14 protein-coding genes and 1 rRNA gene are annotated in these 15,901 nt (G+C 70.0%); 6 read left to right on the forward strand and 9 right to left on the reverse strand.

All coding sequences use genetic code 11. From position 1 onward, the window contains the following. Window positions 1-82, forward strand: a 5S ribosomal RNA gene (gene rrf / locus J2Z30_RS44480); the annotation flags it as partial. Window positions 83-314: 232 nt separating this feature from the next. On the opposite strand, the gene J2Z30_RS44485 is transcribed toward rrf, so the two are convergent. The 7 genes from J2Z30_RS44485 to J2Z30_RS44515 all read right to left on the reverse strand — a co-directional run bounded on the left by J2Z30_RS44485 (window position 315) and on the right by J2Z30_RS44515 (window position 8,698). Next, window positions 315-2,165 carry a type IV secretory system conjugative DNA transfer family protein gene (locus tag J2Z30_RS44485; RefSeq protein WP_063790924.1) on the reverse strand — a complete coding sequence of 617 codons (1,851 nt, stop codon included), beginning with the start codon at window positions 2,163-2,165 and terminating at the stop codon, window positions 315-317. A gap of 1 nt (window position 2,166) precedes the next feature. Next, window positions 2,167-3,570, reverse strand: a complete 1,404-nt coding sequence (locus J2Z30_RS44490; RefSeq protein WP_044581615.1) for an ATP-binding protein — start codon at window positions 3,568-3,570, stop codon at window positions 2,167-2,169. A gap of 121 nt (window positions 3,571-3,691) precedes the next feature. Next, a complete protein-coding gene (locus J2Z30_RS44495) occupies window positions 3,692-5,248 on the reverse strand; it encodes an SCO6880 family protein (RefSeq protein ID WP_044581614.1) in 1,557 nt (518 codons plus the stop codon). A 2-nt stretch (window positions 5,249-5,250) separates the two neighbouring features. Then, window positions 5,251-6,576: a hypothetical protein gene (locus J2Z30_RS44500; protein WP_044572065.1), complete on the reverse strand. Its 1,326-nt coding sequence runs from the start codon at window positions 6,574-6,576 to the stop codon at window positions 5,251-5,253. Continuing rightward, on the reverse strand, window positions 6,566-7,453 hold the full coding sequence (locus J2Z30_RS44505) for a DUF8175 domain-containg protein (protein ID WP_044572063.1): 888 nt from the start codon (window positions 7,451-7,453) through the stop codon (window positions 6,566-6,568). The genes J2Z30_RS44500 and J2Z30_RS44505 overlap by 11 nt, the downstream gene beginning before the upstream one ends. Window positions 7,454-7,790: 337 nt before the next feature. Continuing rightward, window positions 7,791-8,099: a DUF8827 family protein gene (locus J2Z30_RS44510; RefSeq protein ID WP_009716148.1), complete on the reverse strand. Its 309-nt coding sequence runs from the start codon at window positions 8,097-8,099 to the stop codon at window positions 7,791-7,793. A 326-nt stretch (window positions 8,100-8,425) separates the two neighbouring features. After that, window positions 8,426-8,698, reverse strand: a complete 273-nt coding sequence (locus tag J2Z30_RS44515; protein WP_044572061.1) for a DUF397 domain-containing protein — start codon at window positions 8,696-8,698, stop codon at window positions 8,426-8,428. Window positions 8,699-8,921: 223 nt separating this feature from the next. On the opposite strand from J2Z30_RS44515, the gene J2Z30_RS44520 reads away from it, so the two are divergent. Together J2Z30_RS44520 and J2Z30_RS44525 are read left to right on the forward strand one after the other, a co-directional pair. Beyond that, entirely contained in the window at window positions 8,922-9,929 is a 1,008-nt protein-coding gene (locus J2Z30_RS44520) for a bifunctional lytic transglycosylase/C40 family peptidase (RefSeq protein ID WP_037954960.1), read from the forward strand. Between the two features lie 236 nt (window positions 9,930-10,165). Further along, window positions 10,166-10,879, forward strand: a complete 714-nt coding sequence (locus tag J2Z30_RS44525) for a phosphatase PAP2 family protein (RefSeq protein ID WP_044572059.1) — start codon at window positions 10,166-10,168, stop codon at window positions 10,877-10,879. Between the two features lie 181 nt (window positions 10,880-11,060). Here J2Z30_RS44525 and J2Z30_RS44530 read toward each other — a convergent pair whose 3' ends face one another. After that, window positions 11,061-12,671, reverse strand: coding sequence for an FAD-binding oxidoreductase (locus J2Z30_RS44530; protein WP_044572056.1), 1,611 nt, complete (start codon window positions 12,669-12,671; stop codon window positions 11,061-11,063). 491 nt (window positions 12,672-13,162) lie between these two features. On the opposite strand from J2Z30_RS44530, the gene J2Z30_RS44535 reads away from it, so the two are divergent. Together J2Z30_RS44535 and J2Z30_RS44540 are read left to right on the forward strand one after the other, a co-directional pair. Next, on the forward strand, window positions 13,163-14,080 hold the full coding sequence (locus J2Z30_RS44535) for a hypothetical protein (RefSeq protein ID WP_044572054.1): 918 nt from the start codon (window positions 13,163-13,165) through the stop codon (window positions 14,078-14,080). A gap of 199 nt (window positions 14,081-14,279) precedes the next feature. After that, window positions 14,280-14,537 carry a hypothetical protein gene (locus J2Z30_RS44540; protein ID WP_209469114.1) on the forward strand — a complete coding sequence of 86 codons (258 nt, stop codon included), beginning with the start codon at window positions 14,280-14,282 and terminating at the stop codon, window positions 14,535-14,537. 145 nt (window positions 14,538-14,682) lie between these two features. Here the strand turns inward: J2Z30_RS44540 and J2Z30_RS44545 are convergent, their stop codons facing one another. After that, window positions 14,683-15,087 carry a metal-sensitive transcriptional regulator gene (locus J2Z30_RS44545; RefSeq protein ID WP_044572050.1) on the reverse strand — a complete coding sequence of 135 codons (405 nt, stop codon included), beginning with the start codon at window positions 15,085-15,087 and terminating at the stop codon, window positions 14,683-14,685. A gap of 192 nt (window positions 15,088-15,279) precedes the next feature. On the opposite strand from J2Z30_RS44545, the gene J2Z30_RS44550 reads away from it, so the two are divergent. Continuing rightward, entirely contained in the window at window positions 15,280-15,900 is a 621-nt protein-coding gene (locus J2Z30_RS44550) for a DUF47 domain-containing protein (protein ID WP_044572048.1), read from the forward strand. Window position 15,901 lies beyond the last annotated feature (1 nt).

Raw genomic sequence — 15,901 nt, forward strand, 5'->3', positions numbered from 1 at the left:
CATTCCGAACCCGGAAGCTAAGCCTTTCAGCGCCGATGGTACTGCAGGGGGGACCCTGTGGGAGAGTAGGACGCCGCCGAACAATCTTTAGCCTCTGTCCCGAGCACTATGTGCTCGGGACAGAGGCATTTTTGCGTTCAGCTCCCGTTGCCGGGCCCAACTGTGTACGAAAGAGTCGCCCCGGTGGGCACGATCGGCCGCGAGCTCCGGCTGAGTGAGACCACCGTCAAGGCGCACATCAGCCGCTCCCTGACCAAGCACCAGAGGACGGCCTACCGGACCGGAAGACCCGGCGGGGTGTGGTGTGCGGGCCGTCAGCGCGACTCCTGGCCCACCAGGGAGCGGTGCGGCCAGCGGGCTCGGGCCTGTTCCTGGGAGCGCATCAGGGCCAGTGTGGGGAGGCCCTGGTCCGCGCCCTGGGCGAGGAGGTCGGGGAGTGCCGGGAGCGGGGCCACGGCTGCGACGTCGTCCAGGACGAGGGTCAGTGGTGGGTCGAGCCGACCGGAGGATGACCGTTCGGCCATGCGCCGGCCGTGCTCGACCACGTGTGAGGCGAGTGCGGTCAACAGCGGCATCGCACCCGGCTGCGTTCGGGGGTCCTCGATGGATTCACCCATCAGATACAGGGTTCCCCCTTCGGCGACGAATGACTCCAGTGCGAGCGTGTCGGCGCGTCCCGGGTTGCAGGCGTCCCGGATGTGGATCGACGAGAGCGCGCCGAGGGCACGGGCGGTCAGTTCCTGGGCCATGTCGCGGCGTTCGCGGTGGGCGGTGAGCGTGGCCTCCAGCTCGCCGGCCGCGCCGCCCGCCGCTTTGGGATGCGTACGGAGGATCTTCACGGGCTCGTGGGCCGAGCTGCCCTGCGCCCAGCGGTGCACATGGCGGAACGGCCGGCCGTCCACCGCGGCGGCGTGGAGCCAGCAGCGGAGCATCGTCTCCGCGGCCTCCGCCAGGGGCCGGTCCATGGCGTGCATGGGCCGTACGGGGGCGAGGAGGGCGGTGGCGCGGGCGGCCGCGATATCGCGGGAGCCGCAGTCCGCCGCCGGGTTCCAGCGCAGCCGGGCGGGGGTGTCGAGGAGATGGGACGGGTCGAAGACATGGGTGGGGCCGAGTTTGGCGCGGGCGTCCTTGGTGGTGGCCCAGAGCTTGGGATCGCTGGTGACGACGAGGACGGGGCCGACGGCCTCCAGGACGGTGTGGGCCGCGGACTCCCCGCGCTGGGCGCCGAAGAGGACGCGAGACCGGGCCAATTCGCCGTCGGGGAGAGGGGTCGGCGTCAGCGGGCCGCTGCGGGGGGTGGGGAGCGGTTGTGGTGCGGATGCCGGGTCGAGCGGGGCGTACAGATCGTTCTGGGCCGGGGGAGTGGCCGCGCCCCCGGCGGGGGCGGTCTGCGTGTCGGCTCTCTGCTCGGCGATGTACGGGTGCGGTTCGGGGCCCGTTCCGGCGGACGCTTCGGCGGCGACGGCCTCGGACGGGTGGCGGTGACCGGCGACGGGTGCGATGACGCCGTCGCCGGGGGCCGCCTCGGCCGGGACCGGTGCGGGGGGCCCGCTGGGGTGGTCTGGAGTGGCGGTGCCGGGCGGACCCTCAGGAGGCCTTGTGGAGGCGGCCCCTGGGGCCGCTGAGGCGCTTCCAGGGCCGGGGACGGGCGGAGGCGCCGCCTCGACGCCAGGGGGCGCCTCCACGCCCGTACCGTTGACGGGCGCGGGCTCGGTGCTGTCCTTCGCGGGCCTGGTGTCCGTAAGGCCGAGCCGCTTCGCCTCCGCCGCCTCCGCACGGGCGGTCGCGCGGGCGACGCGGCGCTGGGCGCGGACCGTCCGGTAGCGGGCCAGTGTGCCCATCACGAAGATGGTCAGGACGATCAGCACCATCAGCTCGCTGATGAAGATGCCCCAGAACAGCCCGTATCCCGACAGCTGGTCCTCCGGGGTGTCGGGCCAGGCCGTCGCCAGATCCTGGGGTTCCTGCAGCAGATGGCGCAGCGCCACCGGTGCGCGCATGAAGGTCAGGTTGTCCGGCCAGGCGCCGCGGGCGAAGAGCCCGGCCAGCCCGGTGGCCGACCACATCAGGCCGAGCGTGCCCAGCAGGAGGGCGATGGCGCCGATCAGCAGGCCGTCCGGAATGCCACGTTCCGTGGGCTCGCCGTGATTCTGTCCCGCTGCCATCTCACGCCACCGTGGATCCGTACGACGGGCCGCCGTAGGTGTCCGCCTCCGCCGCCTCGACCGCCGCGGCGGCGCGCTCCTCGGCCTCCGCCTCGGCCGCCATCTGTACGGCCAGCGCGTCCTCCGTCATCGCCCGGTCGGTGTAGACGAGGGGCCGCTCGGCCTCGGTGATCAGGTGTTTGACGACCTGTACGTTGCCGTTGACGTCCCATACTGCGATACCGGGGGACAGCGTGGGGATGATCTCGACGGCCCAGCGGGGCAGGCCCAGGACGCGGCCGGTGGCCCGTGCCTCGTCCGCCTTCTGCGCGTAGATCGTCCGGGTGGAGGCCATCTTGAGGATGGCCGCGGCCTCCCGCGCCGCCGCGCCGTCGACCACGTCCGAGAGGTGGTGGACGACGGCGACGAACGACAGGCCGAGCCGCCGCCCGAACTTCAGCAGCCGCTGGAAGAGCTGGGCGACGAAGGGCGAGTTGATGATGTGCCACGCCTCCTCGACCAGGAAGATGCGCTTCTTACGGTCGGGACGGATCCAGGTGTGCTCCAGCCAGACGCCCACGATGGCCATCAGGATCGGCATCGCGATCGAGTTGCGATCGATATGGGACAGGTCGAAGACGATCAGGGGTGAGTCCAGATCGATTCCGGCCGTGGTGGGGCCGTCGAACATACCGCGCAGATCACCGTCGACCAGCCTGTCCAGCACCAGGGCGACATCGAGGCCCCAGGCCCGTACGTCGTCTATATCGACGTTCATCGCCGCCGCCGACTCTTCCTCGGGGTGGCGCAGCTGGTCCACGATGTCGGTCAGCACCGGCTGGCGGTCGACGACGGTCTCGTTGACATAGGCGTGCGCGACCTTCAGGGCGAACCCGGAGCGCTCGTCGAGCCCGTGCCCCATCGCGACCTCGATGATCGTGCGGAGCAGGGCGAGCTGACCGGTCGTGGTGATCGCCGGGTCCAGGGGGTTCAGACGGATACCGCCGTCCAGGGCCGCCATGGGGTCGAGCCGGATGGGCGTTATCCCCAGCTCCTGGGCGATGAGGTTCCATTCGCCGACGCCGTCCTCGCCCTGGGCGTCCAGCACCACCACCTGGCGGTCGCGGAACCGCAGCTGGCGCAGGACATAGGTCTTCTCCAGGGCCGACTTGCCATTACCGGACTCGCCGAGCACCAGCCAGTGGGGGGCCGGCAGCTGCTGGCCGTAGAGCTGGAAGGGGTCGTAGATATAGCCCTTGCCGGAGTAGACCTCACGGCCGATGACCACGCCGGAGTCGCCGAGGCCGGGGGCCGCGGTGGGGAGATAGACCGCCTGGGCCTGGCCGGTGGAGGTGCGTACGGGCAGCCGAGTCGTCTCCACCTTTCCGAAGAGAAAGCTGGTGAACGCATCGGTGATGGCGCTCATCGGATCGGCCACGGCGGAGCCCCTATCGTCCCTGTCGTCCCAGTCGTGTCTATCAGCTCTATGGGCTGTATCGGCTCTGGCTGCTCTATCTGCTCTGTCTGCCTTATCGGCTTTATCAGCTTTATCGGCGGATGCCGGTCGCGAACGGCAGCGTGTTCACAAAGGCCCGGTGGTGCTCGCGGTCGCACCACTCCAGCTTGAGGTAGCTCTTCCCCGCCGAGGCGCGGATGGTCCGCTTGTCGCGCGCGAGGGCTTCCGGCGACCGGGAGGACACGGTGATGTAGCCGACGAGGTTGACGCCCGCGGCACCGCTGGCGAGGTCCTCACCGCGCTGGTCGAGCCGGCCGTGGGCGGCGATGTCGCGCGGGTCCACGGTGCGGTTCATCTTCGCGGCGCGGCTGGCCTCGGCCTCGTCGTTGGTCTTCTCGGTGAGCATTCGCTCGATGGCGACCTCGGTGGGCTCGAGGTCCATACAGACGGCGACCGTACGGATGACATCGGGCGTGTGGACGAGCAGCGGGGCGAGGAAGTTGACCCCGACGGGCGTCATGGGCCACTCCTTCACCCAGGCCGTGGAGTGGCACCAGGGCTCACGGGTGCTCGACTCCCGGGTCTTGGCCTGGAGGTAGGTGGGTTCCATGGCGTCCAGCTCGGCGGGCCAGGCGTTCCGCTTGGTCATCGCCTGGATGTGGTCGATGGGGTGGTCCGGGTCGTACATGGAGTGGATGAGCGAGGCCAGCCGCCCCTGCCCCAGGGGCTGGCGCACCCGGATGTCGGCCTCGGCGAGCCGGGCGCAGATGTCGGTCAGCTCACGGGCCATCACCACGGCGAGGCCCGCGTCCTTGTCGAGCCGCCGGCCGCCGCCGCTGTGGCGGGCGGCGCGCGCGATGGCCTGGGCCTCGGCGGCCAGGTCGCGGGTGTAGTGCATACAGGCGACGAGATAGGCGCGGTGCTGTTCGGAGGAGGTGGAGACCATGGACTGCAGCTGGTCGTAGGAGTCCTTGAGCCAGTTGGGGGCCTGGCCGTCGCCGCGCCGCTCGACGTCCTTGGCGTGCGCGTCGGGGTCGGCGGGGAGGGTGCGGGCCAGCATTTGCAGCCGGGTCACGAAGCCGTCGCCGTTGGCCACATGCTTGAGCAGGGTGCCGAACCGGTCGACGAGGGCCTCCTGGTCCTCGCTGTCGCGCAGTCCGACGCCGGGGCCCTCGATCTCGATGGCGGCGGTGACGGTGCGGCGGTCGGCGTGCAGGAGCACGGCGATCTCGTCGGGGCCGAAGGGAGCGGCCAGCCAGTTGATCCGGCCGATACCGGGGGGCGGTCCGACCTCGATCTCACGGCCGTCCAGGCGGGTGCCGGCCTCGGCGGCGCCGGAGCGGTAAGCGGTGGTGCCCTTACGGACGCTGCGCTTGTAGGAACGGTTGATCTCGAACCAGCGGTAGAACGTCCGCCCGTTGTACGGGACGTACACGGCGGCGAGGGCGAGGGTGGGGAAGCCGACCAGGGCGGTGATGCGGAACATCAGCACCGGCACCAGTAGCCCGCACATCATCCCGATGAACGCCCCCGCGATGATCAGCCCGATCTCGCCGGTCTCGCGGTTCTTGCCGACGATCGCGTTCGGACGGGGGCGCCCGATCAGATATGTGCGACGGGGCGCGATGGGGTGCGACTGGGCGTCGATCGTCACCGCCGGTCACCTCCCGAGTTGTTGCCGGAGCTGCGGTTCGTGGCGGAGCCGCCGCCGGAGCCTCCGGTGTGGCCGGTGCGGCTGGCGGGCGAGGGGGAGGCGCCTCCGCCGCCCCCGCCACCCCTGCCGCTGGTGCGGGTGCTGTGGGCTGCCACACCGCCGGAGACGGGGTTGGCGGGCTTGGCCTGCCCCGGGGCGGCGCCGCCCCCGCCGGTCTCGCCTCCGCCGCGGGCGCTGTGGGTGTTGATGCCCTGCTTCACCAGGGCGGCGGGGGAAGTGATGACGGCGGCGGCCTGGCGGGACGCGGGGTCGGCGCTGGCGCTGCGGGCCTTGACGATCTCATCGCCGAAGCCGGGCACGAAACGGTAGATCATCGCGCTGGCGAAGATGGCGAGGATGATGATGGACAGGCCGGAGACGACGGCCGAGAAGGCGTCTGGCTTGTCGCCGTTGGTGGAGAGCGCGCCGGCGAGGGCCAGGACGGTGATGATCACCGGCTTGACGAGGATCACGGCGATCATGATCCCCGCCCAGCGGCGCACATGCCCCCACATGTTCTTGTCGACGAGGCCCGCGTAGACGGCGGTGCCGAGCAGCGCGCCCACGTAGAGGAGGGCGGCGCGGATGACGAGCTCGAGGCAGAGAACGCCGGCGGCGAGGATCGTCACCAGCGAGACGACGATGAGCATGATCGGGCCGCCGCCGATGTCCTCGTCCTGCTTGAGAGCTTGGGAGAAGGAGCCGAAGAAGGCGTCATTGTCCGCACCGGTGCCGGAGGCGATGGCGTCGGTGACGGCGTCGGTCGCGGTGACGACCGTATAGAGGATGAGGGGGGTGAAGGCGGAGGCCAGGACCGTCAGCCAGAGGAAACCTATGGCCTCGGAGAGCGCCTCGCCGAGGGGGACGCCGCGGATGGCGCGCTTGGCGACGGCGAGGAGCCAGAGGATGAGGGTGAGGACGGTGGAGGCGGCGAAGACGACGGCGTACTGGCGGAGGAAGGCCTCGTTGGTGAAGTCGACGTTGGCCGTCTCCTTGACGAGCTTGGAGAGCTTGCCGACGAGCCAGGAGGCGGCGTCGGCGCAGCCGCGGGCGAGGGAGGCGGCGGGGTCGAGGGGGTTGGAGGGGTCGGGGGGGCCGCCACCCTTGTCGCCCTTTTCACAGTATTTCTTGGCCGAGCCTGTGAGCAGATCGCAGTCGCTGTCGTCGGACGGGCTCGGCGACGGTGCGGCGGCGGCCCGCGTGGCGAGGAGCACAGCAGAGGTCTGGACCGCCGCTACCACCCCAGCGAGCGTGACGATGCGCTTGCGCGGCTTACCGGGCATACGTGAACCCTCCGTACTGCTGCACAGCCTTGGCGATCTCATCAGCCGTCGATGCGGTGTTGTCGCTGTTGACCGGGGCAGGGCCGTCTTTCTGGGAGTAGCTCTCGACCTTCCAGTCCTTGTTCACCCATCGCAGCTTGACGGTCATGGTGAACCAGTCGTTGGCTACCGGGTTCTTCGATCCCTCTCCTGCCGTGCCGAACACGCCGGTGCACCAGACCTCGACGGTGGCGGCGGTATCCGTGGAAGTGGTCGTCTTCGTGCCGATGGGGGCGGCGCGCGAGACATAGGTCATGCCGTCGCCGGCGTTGCCGTTCGCGTCCAGGCCGAGCTTCTCCAGGAAGCTCTTGGAGTAGGCCCGGTCCAGCTTCTTCTGCAGCCCGTTCACTCTGTCGCTCGTAAAGATTTGGGAAACGAGCTGGTGACGGCGGTCCGACTTGGTCATGTCGGCGGATGCGAGCGCCACCGCGTAGTTCGCCGCCGCGCTCTGGGCGCCTTGCTCCGATTTGGCGAAGCCCGAGGCGATGTCGGTCGTGGCGTTCTTGCCGTCGACCGGGCGCTCGCCGGTGGGGGCGGTGGGGTGGGCTTCGGTGCCGCCCCCGCCGGTGTCGCCGCCGCTGGAGTCGCTGTCCTTGGCGTCGCCGCGGTTGACGAAGGCGATGGCCGCGAGGAGGAGGACGATGACGCCGACCACGGTGATCAGATTGCGGCTGGGCTTGGCGCGGCCGGGGGCTCGGCGGGGTGGGCCGTAGGGGTCGCCGTCGCCCTCGGGCAGGCGGGTGCGCGTCAGGTGGCCTTCGGGGGGCGCGCCGCGTCCGCGGCGCGCCTCATGGCCCTCGTAGTCACCGCCGTATCCGTCGTCGCCGCCGAGACTCATCCTGCGTACGCCCCTTCACCCGTGCCGAGTCTGCCAAGCCTGCTGATCCCGCCGATCCCGCCGATTCCGCCGATCCCGCCGATTCCGGCGACCGCGTCATCCATGGTCCCTCTTCCGTCACCCGCATACGACGGTAACGGCGAGGACTGACGCTCGGGCGCGCTGGTGTGAGTGGACATCAAGCTGACACGACCTCAGCGTGGTGAGCGGGAGCGGGCATCAGGGAGCAGCCTCGGGTACGGGGTGAGGGGCCGGTAGGGGGAATCGGGAGCGGAGGCTTGCGGCCAGGGGTGTGCGCCCCGCGCGGAGGGGCGGCTCGGGGGCGGGCGGGACGCGGCTAGATGGCCATGCCATACACGATCGTGAAGAGCGTGCCCAGCGATCCGATGATGAACACACCGGTCAGGCCCGCGACGATCAGCCCCTTGCCCTGCTCCGCGCTGAAGGTGTCCCGCAGGGCCGTCGCGCCGATCCGCTGTTTGGCCGCGCCCCAGATGGCGATGCCGAAGCACAGCAGCAGTGCGACCGCCATCACGACCTCGATCATGACGCGGGCCTCGCTGCCCAGGCTGCCGAACGGACCCCAGTCTGGGGCGATTCCGCCGATGATGGTGTTGATGTCGCCCTTTTCGGCCGCTAGGAACATGATGAACTCACCGCCCCTTGTGGGTTGTTGTGTCTCTTCGCCGGCATGGCGTGGGTCAGCCTCTATCTTCGCTGATGAATCCGCTTCCGCATGTCGACTTGGCGGCATTTCTTGGCGGATCTCGTGCGTGTTGTGGGACACGCCCGTCCGACGGCTGTGGGAGGCATGTCAACGGAGTGTCGTATGGTCACTCTGTGTATCACGCGGGTGAGCGTGGGGCAACGATCCGTGAGGGGATGACAGGTACGCCCCTTGGTGGAGGGGACTGACCGGTACGCCCCTTGGTGGAGGTCGTCAGTGCGCCTGCGCCCAGCGTCCCCGTCCTCTCACTTCTCCGCAGGCTCGTCCGTCTCCGTGCGGTCCGCGAAGTCGTCCTCCACGAGGTCCGCGAAGTCGTCGAACTCGCCCGCCTTGACGCCCTTGATGAACGCGTCCCACTTGGCCCGGGTCGTGACGACGACGGTCTCCGGGTCGTTGCTCTCGCGCATCAGGATCTGGTCGTCGGGGCCCACGGCCACCTCGAGGTAGGCGGCGCCCTCCGGGAGGTCGGCGGGTGCGGCCCGCTGCCAGTCGAGCTCTTGCCAGTCGAGCCGTGTCATCTGCGGTCCCCAGGGTCGTGGTGCTCGGACGGCTGGACTCTACGCGCTCCCCGCCCCCGCGAGAGGCGGCCGAGATGGGGCGGTGAGGCGTGCGGGGCGGGCGGCGGCGCATAAGGGGGCGCGCGCCGACGGCGATCGTATGGTTTCGGCTGGGGAGCGGCTGATTTTCGCCGTGCGAGCGGAAACGCGTTCGCATGGCGGGTGGATGGGGGAGGATGGCCGGGTGCGTAAGGTCTGGCTGGGTGTCAGTGTCGGTCTCGGAGTCTCCTTTTCCTTCGTCGCGCTGCTCGTCGTCGGTACCTACATGGTCGCGGCGGACCTCGTCGGCGGTGCCGGCGGTAAGGCCGTCGGGCTGGCCAAGGGCGCCGTTCCCGCCACGTACGAACCGCTCATCCAGCGGTACGGGAACTCCTGCCCGGCCATCAACCCCGCGCTCCTCGCCGCGCAGCTCTACCAGGAGAGCGGCTGGAACGCGAAGGCGCAGAGCCCGGCCAACGCCAAGGGGATAGCGCAGTTCATCCCCGCCACCTGGGCCTCGCACGGGGTCGACGGCAACAAGGACGGCGTCAAGGACATCTGGGACCCGCAGGACGCGATCCCGTCGGCGGCCGCCTATGACTGCTCGCTCGCCAAGTACGTCAAGGATGTGCCGGGCAATCAGACGCACAACATGCTGGCCTCGTACAACGCGGGCGCCTATGCCGTGATCAAGTACGGCGGGGTGCCGCCTTACCGCGAGACCCAGAACTACGTGAAGACCATCACCACCCTCGCCAAGAGCTTCGAGGCGCCGATCCAGAAGGTCCAGCCCTCCCAGCAGTCGGCCGGGGCGATCTACTTCGCGCAGAAGCAGCTCGGCAAGCCCTATCTCTGGGGCGGGAACGGCACCCCGGAGGAGGGCGGGCGGTTCGACTGCTCGGGGCTGACGAAGGCGGCGTACAAGACGGTCGGCATCGATCTGCCGCGCGTCGCCAACGACCAGTGGAACGCCGGACCGCACCCCAAGCGGAGCGAGCTGCTCCCCGGGGATCTGGTCTTCTTCGCCTATGACCTCGACGATCCGAGATCGATCCACCATGTGGGGATCTATGTGGGCGGCGGCTACATGATCAACGCGCCCTACACCGGTGCGGTGATCCGTTTTGACAAGATCGACTCGCCGGACTACATCGGTGCTACACGGGTGACTCAGGATGGCGCGAAAGCGCTGCCGCGGGCGAACCCCGCGTAAGGATTCCCCCTGAGCTGCGACGATCGGTCACCCTTCGATAACGTCCCGGTGATCGTTGGGTGGAGTACGGAACCCCTGGCGAGAAGAGGGCGTTCCCTGGAGGTGGATCGAGGCGTGGATCAGCGTGGATCGACGGCGGACTCTCCGGCGCCGGTCGCGTTGCCACGGCTCGCAGGGCGTTACGGGGGGTCGGCAGCTGCACGTAGTGACAGGCAAGAGATAAGGGGCCACGGCATATGGCTGGACTCGCACTGGACGGGTCGAACCCCGATGTCAGCCTTCTCTACGACATCAACGGGCTTGCGAAGGACGCCCCGCACTGGTTCGACCGCGTCATGGAGTTCGTCGGCGAGTACGGGATCATCATCGGGCTCGCCCTGGTGACCCTGGCCGCCTGGTGGAGCGTCCGGAAGCGGCGGCAGGAGGCGCCGTCCGCCGTCGCCGGGCTGGTGTGGGCCCCGCTGGCCGCCGGGCTGGCGCTGGTGGCCAACATCCCCATCCGCGGCTTCGTCGAGCGGCCCAGGCCCTTCAAGGACCATCAGGGGCTGGACGTCCTGGTGGCGGGCAAGACCGACTTCTCGTTCGTCAGCGACCACGCGACGCTGACCATGGCGGTCGCCGTCGGCGTCTTCATGGCCCACCGCGCCTATGGGGTTGCCGCCATAGGGCTCGCGCTGCTGGAAGGGTTCTGCCGCGTCTATATGGGTGTCCACTACCCGACCGATGTGATCGGCGGGTTCGCCCTGGGGACGGCGGTCACACTGCTGCTGGCGCCGCTCGCGATGATGCTGCTGACCCCGCTGACCACGGCCGTCGCGGGTTCGCGCGTCGGCCGCCTGATACGGGCCGAGCCCGCCGCCGCCGACCAGGACGCGGACGAGGCACGCGCGGAGCTCGCCGAGTCCCGCTCGGTGGGCGGCGACCACGGGAACAAGGATCTGGCGGCCTAGCGGCACCCTTACGGACGCCACGAACACGGAGACGCCACGAACACGGAGACGCCACGAACACGGATGCGCCACGAACACGGATGCGCAGAGGGCCCGGCGGCTGCCGGGCCTTCTGCCGTCTCCACGGATCAGCCGCCGCTGAACCTCCGAGGCCCCGCGAGTCCCCGGCGGAGGGAAGACCTCACAACGCCTGCGGGAAGTCGAAGAGCCGGTCCGGGTCGTAACGCTTCTTCACCCGCGTCAGTTTGTCGGCGGCCGAGCCGTAGTACGCCGAGCGCCAGTCCTTCAGCGACGCGTCCGTGTAGTTCTGGTACGCCGCCCCGGAGGCGTATCGCCGCATCGCCTCATGGGCGCCGTCCAGCCAGGCGTTGCCCGCGGTGCCCGAGCCGCCCGCCGTCCAGGACGCGGTGTACTGCGCGAGGAACCGCGAGCGCCGGTGAACGAAGGACGTGGCCGTGGACGAGACCCGGTTGACCGCCCCGCCGAGCGCGGTGAGCGCGATGCTGACCGCGCCCCCGCCGCCGGTGCGCCGCCCGTAGCGCTCCAGCTGGTCCAGCATCGCCCGGACGCCCGCCTGGCTCAGCGAGCGGTCGAAGAAGTCCGAGCGTGCCGCGTAGGTCTCGCGGTTCAGCGTCCCGGAGGTGCTGCGGCCGGGCTCGTCGCCGGGCAGATGGCAGTTGGCCGTGGAGGTGTCGCCGCAGCCCGCGTACATCCGCATGGCGTCGACGTAGCCGCGGCGGCGCAGGCTGACCTGCGCGGCGGGGCCGGGGCCACCCGGCCCGTCGGCGAGCCTGTCCACCGCGTTCTGCAGCGCGCCGTAGGTGCCGAGCGAGAAGCAGCTGATGGAGACGGTGGGGGTGCGCCCGGGGGCGGCCGACAGATGCAGCGCCGACCAGATCTCGTCCGGCTGCTCCGGGCCCCACTTCTGCCAGGCGCTCAGCACCTTCGCGGCCTTGGACCATGGCCATGACATGTAACAGGTCACGCCGTCGGCCGCGTCATGCGTACGGAAGCGCAGTTCGGTGACGACGCCGAAGTTGCCGTTGCCCGCGCCGCGCAGCGCCCAGAACAGCTCGGCCTCGCGGCTCTTGGAGACCTCCAGGGCCTTGCCGTCCGCGGTGACGATGGTGGCCCCCGTAAGGCTGTCGGCGGTCAGCCCGTACGCCCGGGAGACCACGCCGTGGCCGCCGCCGAGCGTCAGTCCGGATATGCCGACGCTCGGGCAGGAGCCGCCGGGGACGGTGACCCCGTGGGCGCCCAGTGTGGTGTAGACGTCGATGAGCTTGGCGCCGGCGCCGATCCGCGCCTCGCCGGAGGTCGTACGGATCGAGGAGAGCGCGGAGACGTCGATGACGAGACGGCCGTCGCCGCTCGACCAGCCGGCGTAGGAGTGACCGCCGTTGCGGATCGCGACGGGGGCGCCATGGCGCCGGGCGAAGTCCAGACAGGCGGAGATGTCCGAGGTGTTCCCTATATAGGCGACGGCGGCGGGGCGCAGATGGTCGAAGCGGGTGTTGTAGAGCCGGCTGGCGGAGGTGTAGTCGGAGTCTCCGGGGCGCACCAGGTCGCCCTGGAGGTCCTTGCCGAGCGCGCTCCAGTCCGCGGACTTGGGCTTGCCGTCGACGGCGCGGCGACTGCCGCTCGCCGAGGCCGAACGGGCGTCCGACGCGGAGGAGGAGCCGACCGGGCCCGTGTCACCGCCGGCCTTCCCCGCGTCATCGTTGCACGCGGTGACCCCTGTGGCGGTGGCCGCCAGCCCCGTGCCCGCTGCCAGCAGTGTCCGCCGGTTCATGGCGGTGTCCCCTCCCTGTCGACGCTGCTCTCAACCGTCGACCGGGCCACCGCGAAGCCGGCCCGGTCTTTCGGTCAGAGGGGTCGACCGGGGGGTGTGGTTCCGCTCGTGGCCGAAGAGTTGTCGGGGGACGGACAACCCGCGCCAATCGGACGAGCCCGATCCGGGCTCATCGGATGAGCCTGATCCGGACTAATCGGATGAGTCCGGTGAATCGCTTGTACCGGACCGGGTGTGACGGGCCGTCGCATGGTCCGCCGCGTCATCGCGGGCGAGGGCTCTGGCGCGACGGGCCGGACCGGACCAGCCGCAGGTGCAGCGGGCGAGAGAGAACGAGCCCCGCTCCACGGTGGTGGTGCGGTTCTGGCCGGGGCCTATGTCGCCTGAGTCGAGCACATGACCACGCTACCGGGCCGTGACGAGCCACCGGTGTGAATCGTTAAACGAACAAGTACCAAGCGGGACGAGCGTGGCCAGGGGGTCGGCGGTCGATGGTGTTCCAGCAGCGCGGGCTCGGCGTACGGAGACGGGTGAGAGCGGTCGCCGCGGTCGTGTCGGGTGGCCTGCTGGCCGTGTCGCTGGCGACCGTGAGCGGCTGCTCCACCGAGACGGCGGCCGATGAGCGGCCGGGCGGCACCGCACGCGAGAGCGCGGTCACGGTCCTGCACCGCGCCGCGGATGTGCTGGTCAAATCGGGCAGCTCACGGGTCCGTACGACCATGGAGACGGCGACGGGCGGCACCCGCGTGTCCATCCGGGGCGCCGGCGCGTACGACTTCGAGAAGCGGCTGGGACGGCTGCGGCTGCTGCTGCCGAGGGATGCGATGGGGACCGCCGAGCATGCGCCGATCACCGAACTCCTGACCTCCGGGGCGCTTTTCATGCGCAATCGCGGTGCGGGCATTCCCCGCGACAAATGGGTGCGGGTGGATACGACGGACATTCCCGACGGCAATCTGGTCACCGGCGGTGCCACGGATCCACTGACCGCCGCCGAGCTGCTGCGCGGGGTGCGGGAGGCCAGCCTGGTCGGCGAGGAAGGACTCGGCGGAGACTTGGTGCGCCACTACCGCGGCACCACCGACATCGGCCGGGCGGCGCGGGCCGCGTCGGAGGGCGCGCGGGGATCACTGGTGGCCGCGGCCAGGGGGTTCGACGAGAGCACGGTGCGCTTCGACGCGTATCTCGACGGGCTCGGCCGGCTGCGCGAGGTGCGCCACCGGTTCACGGTGACCAGCCGGGCCGACGGCCAGGAGGCGGCGGAGAGCCCGGAAGCCGCCGGGCGGCGGCGCGGCGAACTGGGGGTCGCCTCGACCACGGAGCTGTACGACTTCGGGGCCCCCGCCGAGGTCGAGCTCCCCAAGCCCACGGATATCTACACAGGAAAGGTCGGATCACCTCAGAAGTAGTCGGAGGGGCCCGCTTTGCCCTTCGAAATGGCCCATCCGTGCCATGCGCGGAGTGTGTACCGATCCCTACGCTGGGAAGCCGCTGCTCGAAAGTGCTCGCAGGTGCTCGCTGGAGGAGGTGAAACACGTGGTTGCGCGTCGCGGCTCGTCGGGCCCGGACCCCGTGGCCCTCGTCGAAATCGATCTCTATGGTGACTTGATGATCGCTGCGTCGAGCGCGGACGAGGACAGGCTCAGTACGGACCGTATCGACGAGGTGCTCCGGGTGCAGGCTGACCGATCAGATTCGGCCGAGGGGGCCACGGGCGCCAAGGGAAACGGGAAGGGCGCCGAGGACAGGAAGCGTCCCGAGAAGGTCAAGCGGCCCGAGAAGGTCAAGCGCGCGGAGAAGGCGAAGCGCGCCGAGGAGGCGAAGGCCGCCCCGGAGTCCGGCGCCGGGAGCCCGGACGCCCCGTAGCGGACGCCCTCCGGCAACGTCGACGCCGCCGTCTCGCCGGCGGGTGCCCAGCGGCCCCGTCCGGCGAGAGGCGAGCGGACGGTCGTGTCCACGCCCGGGTGCGGGTCCGCGGCGGCGCCGCCCCGCAGGCGGCCCGTACCGCCGCTCAGGTCCGCAGCAGCCGGGCGATGGCCGCCGTGGCCTCGGCCACCTTGGCGTCGACCTCTCCTGCGCCCTCCGCATCGCCCTGGGCGGCGCTCTCCACGGCCGCGCTGGCCACACAGTGGCGCAGATGCTCCTCGAGCAGCTGGAGGGCGAAGGACTGGAGCGCCTTGGTGCTCGCCGAGACCTGGGTGAGTATGTCGATGCAGTAGACGTCTTCCTCGACCATCCGCTGCAGTCCCCTGATCTGGCCCTCGATCCGGCGCAGCCGCTTCAGATGCTGATCCTTTTGTTTGGCGTATCCATGCCCACGGTGGGGTACGGAGTCCTGGGCGGAGGTGTGCCCGGACGCCTGGCCCCGCTCGTCGCCGTCGGTGGGCGCGGTGGTGTCGGCCGCCGAGGTCGTCATGGCTTCCTCCCGTTGATTGCGCTATGTCCGCATATACCCCCGGTGGGTATATGGTACCGCCTTTTCCGGTCGAACCGGGCCCCCGTGCTGAGCACTCTGCCCAATGGGCGACACTGGGACCGCCGGTTACCGTGGCCGGAAGATGCGCCTAGCATCGTCGAGTCCCCATCCGCTGCATTCCGAGGATCCCCAGTGCGCTTTCGTCTGACCCCCAGGGAGACGAGCTTCTACGACATGTTCGCCGCGTCCGCGGACAACATCGTGACCGGCTCCAAGCTCCTGATGGAACTGCTCGGGGCGGACTCCTCCGCTCGTGCCGAGATCGCGGAGCGGATGAGGGCCGCGGAGCACGCGGGGGACGATGCCACGCACGCGATCTTCCACCAGCTGAACTCCTCCTTCATCACGCCGTTCGACCGCGAGGACATCTACTCCCTCGCGTCGTCCCTCGACGACATCATGGACTTCATGGAGGAGGCCGTCGACCTGGTCGTCCTCTACCAGGTCGACGAGCTGCCCAAGGGGGTCGAGCAGCAGATCGAGGTGCTGGCGCGGGCGGCCGAGCTGACCGCCGAGGCGATGCCGAATCTGCGCACCATGACCAACCTCACGGAGTACTGGATCGAGGTCAACCGGCTGGAGAACCAGGCGGACCAGATCCACCGCAAGCTCCTGGCGCACCTCTTCAACGGTAAGTACGACGCCATGGAGGTGCTCAAGCTCAAGCAGATCGTCGATGTGCTGGAGGAGGCGGCCGACGCCTTCGAGCATGTGGCCAACACGGTCGAGACCATCGCGGTCAAGGAGTCCTGAG

The organism is Streptomyces iranensis (assembly GCF_017874715.1).
In the GTDB taxonomy this organism is placed as follows: domain Bacteria; phylum Actinomycetota; class Actinomycetes; order Streptomycetales; family Streptomycetaceae; genus Streptomyces; species Streptomyces iranensis.

Coding starts and splice junctions, on each gene's coding strand:
- J2Z30_RS44485 (WP_063790924.1), bottom strand. CDS start 2,165: ATGGCAGCGGGACAGAATCACGGCGAGCCCACGGAACGTGGCATTCCG.
- J2Z30_RS44490 (WP_044581615.1), bottom strand. CDS start 3,570: ATGAGCGCCATCACCGATGCGTTCACCAGCTTTCTCTTCGGAAAGGTG.
- J2Z30_RS44500 (WP_044572065.1), bottom strand. CDS start 6,576: ATGCCCGGTAAGCCGCGCAAGCGCATCGTCACGCTCGCTGGGGTGGTA.
- J2Z30_RS44505 (WP_044572063.1), bottom strand. CDS start 7,453: ATGAGTCTCGGCGGCGACGACGGATACGGCGGTGACTACGAGGGCCAT.
- J2Z30_RS44510 (WP_009716148.1), bottom strand. CDS start 8,099: ATGTTCCTAGCGGCCGAAAAGGGCGACATCAACACCATCATCGGCGGA.
- J2Z30_RS44515 (WP_044572061.1), bottom strand. CDS start 8,698: ATGACACGGCTCGACTGGCAAGAGCTCGACTGGCAGCGGGCCGCACCC.
- J2Z30_RS44525 (WP_044572059.1), top strand. CDS start 10,166: ATGGCTGGACTCGCACTGGACGGGTCGAACCCCGATGTCAGCCTTCTC.
- J2Z30_RS44530 (WP_044572056.1), bottom strand. CDS start 12,671: ATGAACCGGCGGACACTGCTGGCAGCGGGCACGGGGCTGGCGGCCACC.
- J2Z30_RS44535 (WP_044572054.1), top strand. CDS start 13,163: ATGGTGTTCCAGCAGCGCGGGCTCGGCGTACGGAGACGGGTGAGAGCG.
- J2Z30_RS44540 (WP_209469114.1), top strand. CDS start 14,280: ATGATCGCTGCGTCGAGCGCGGACGAGGACAGGCTCAGTACGGACCGT.
- J2Z30_RS44545 (WP_044572050.1), bottom strand. CDS start 15,087: ATGACGACCTCGGCGGCCGACACCACCGCGCCCACCGACGGCGACGAG.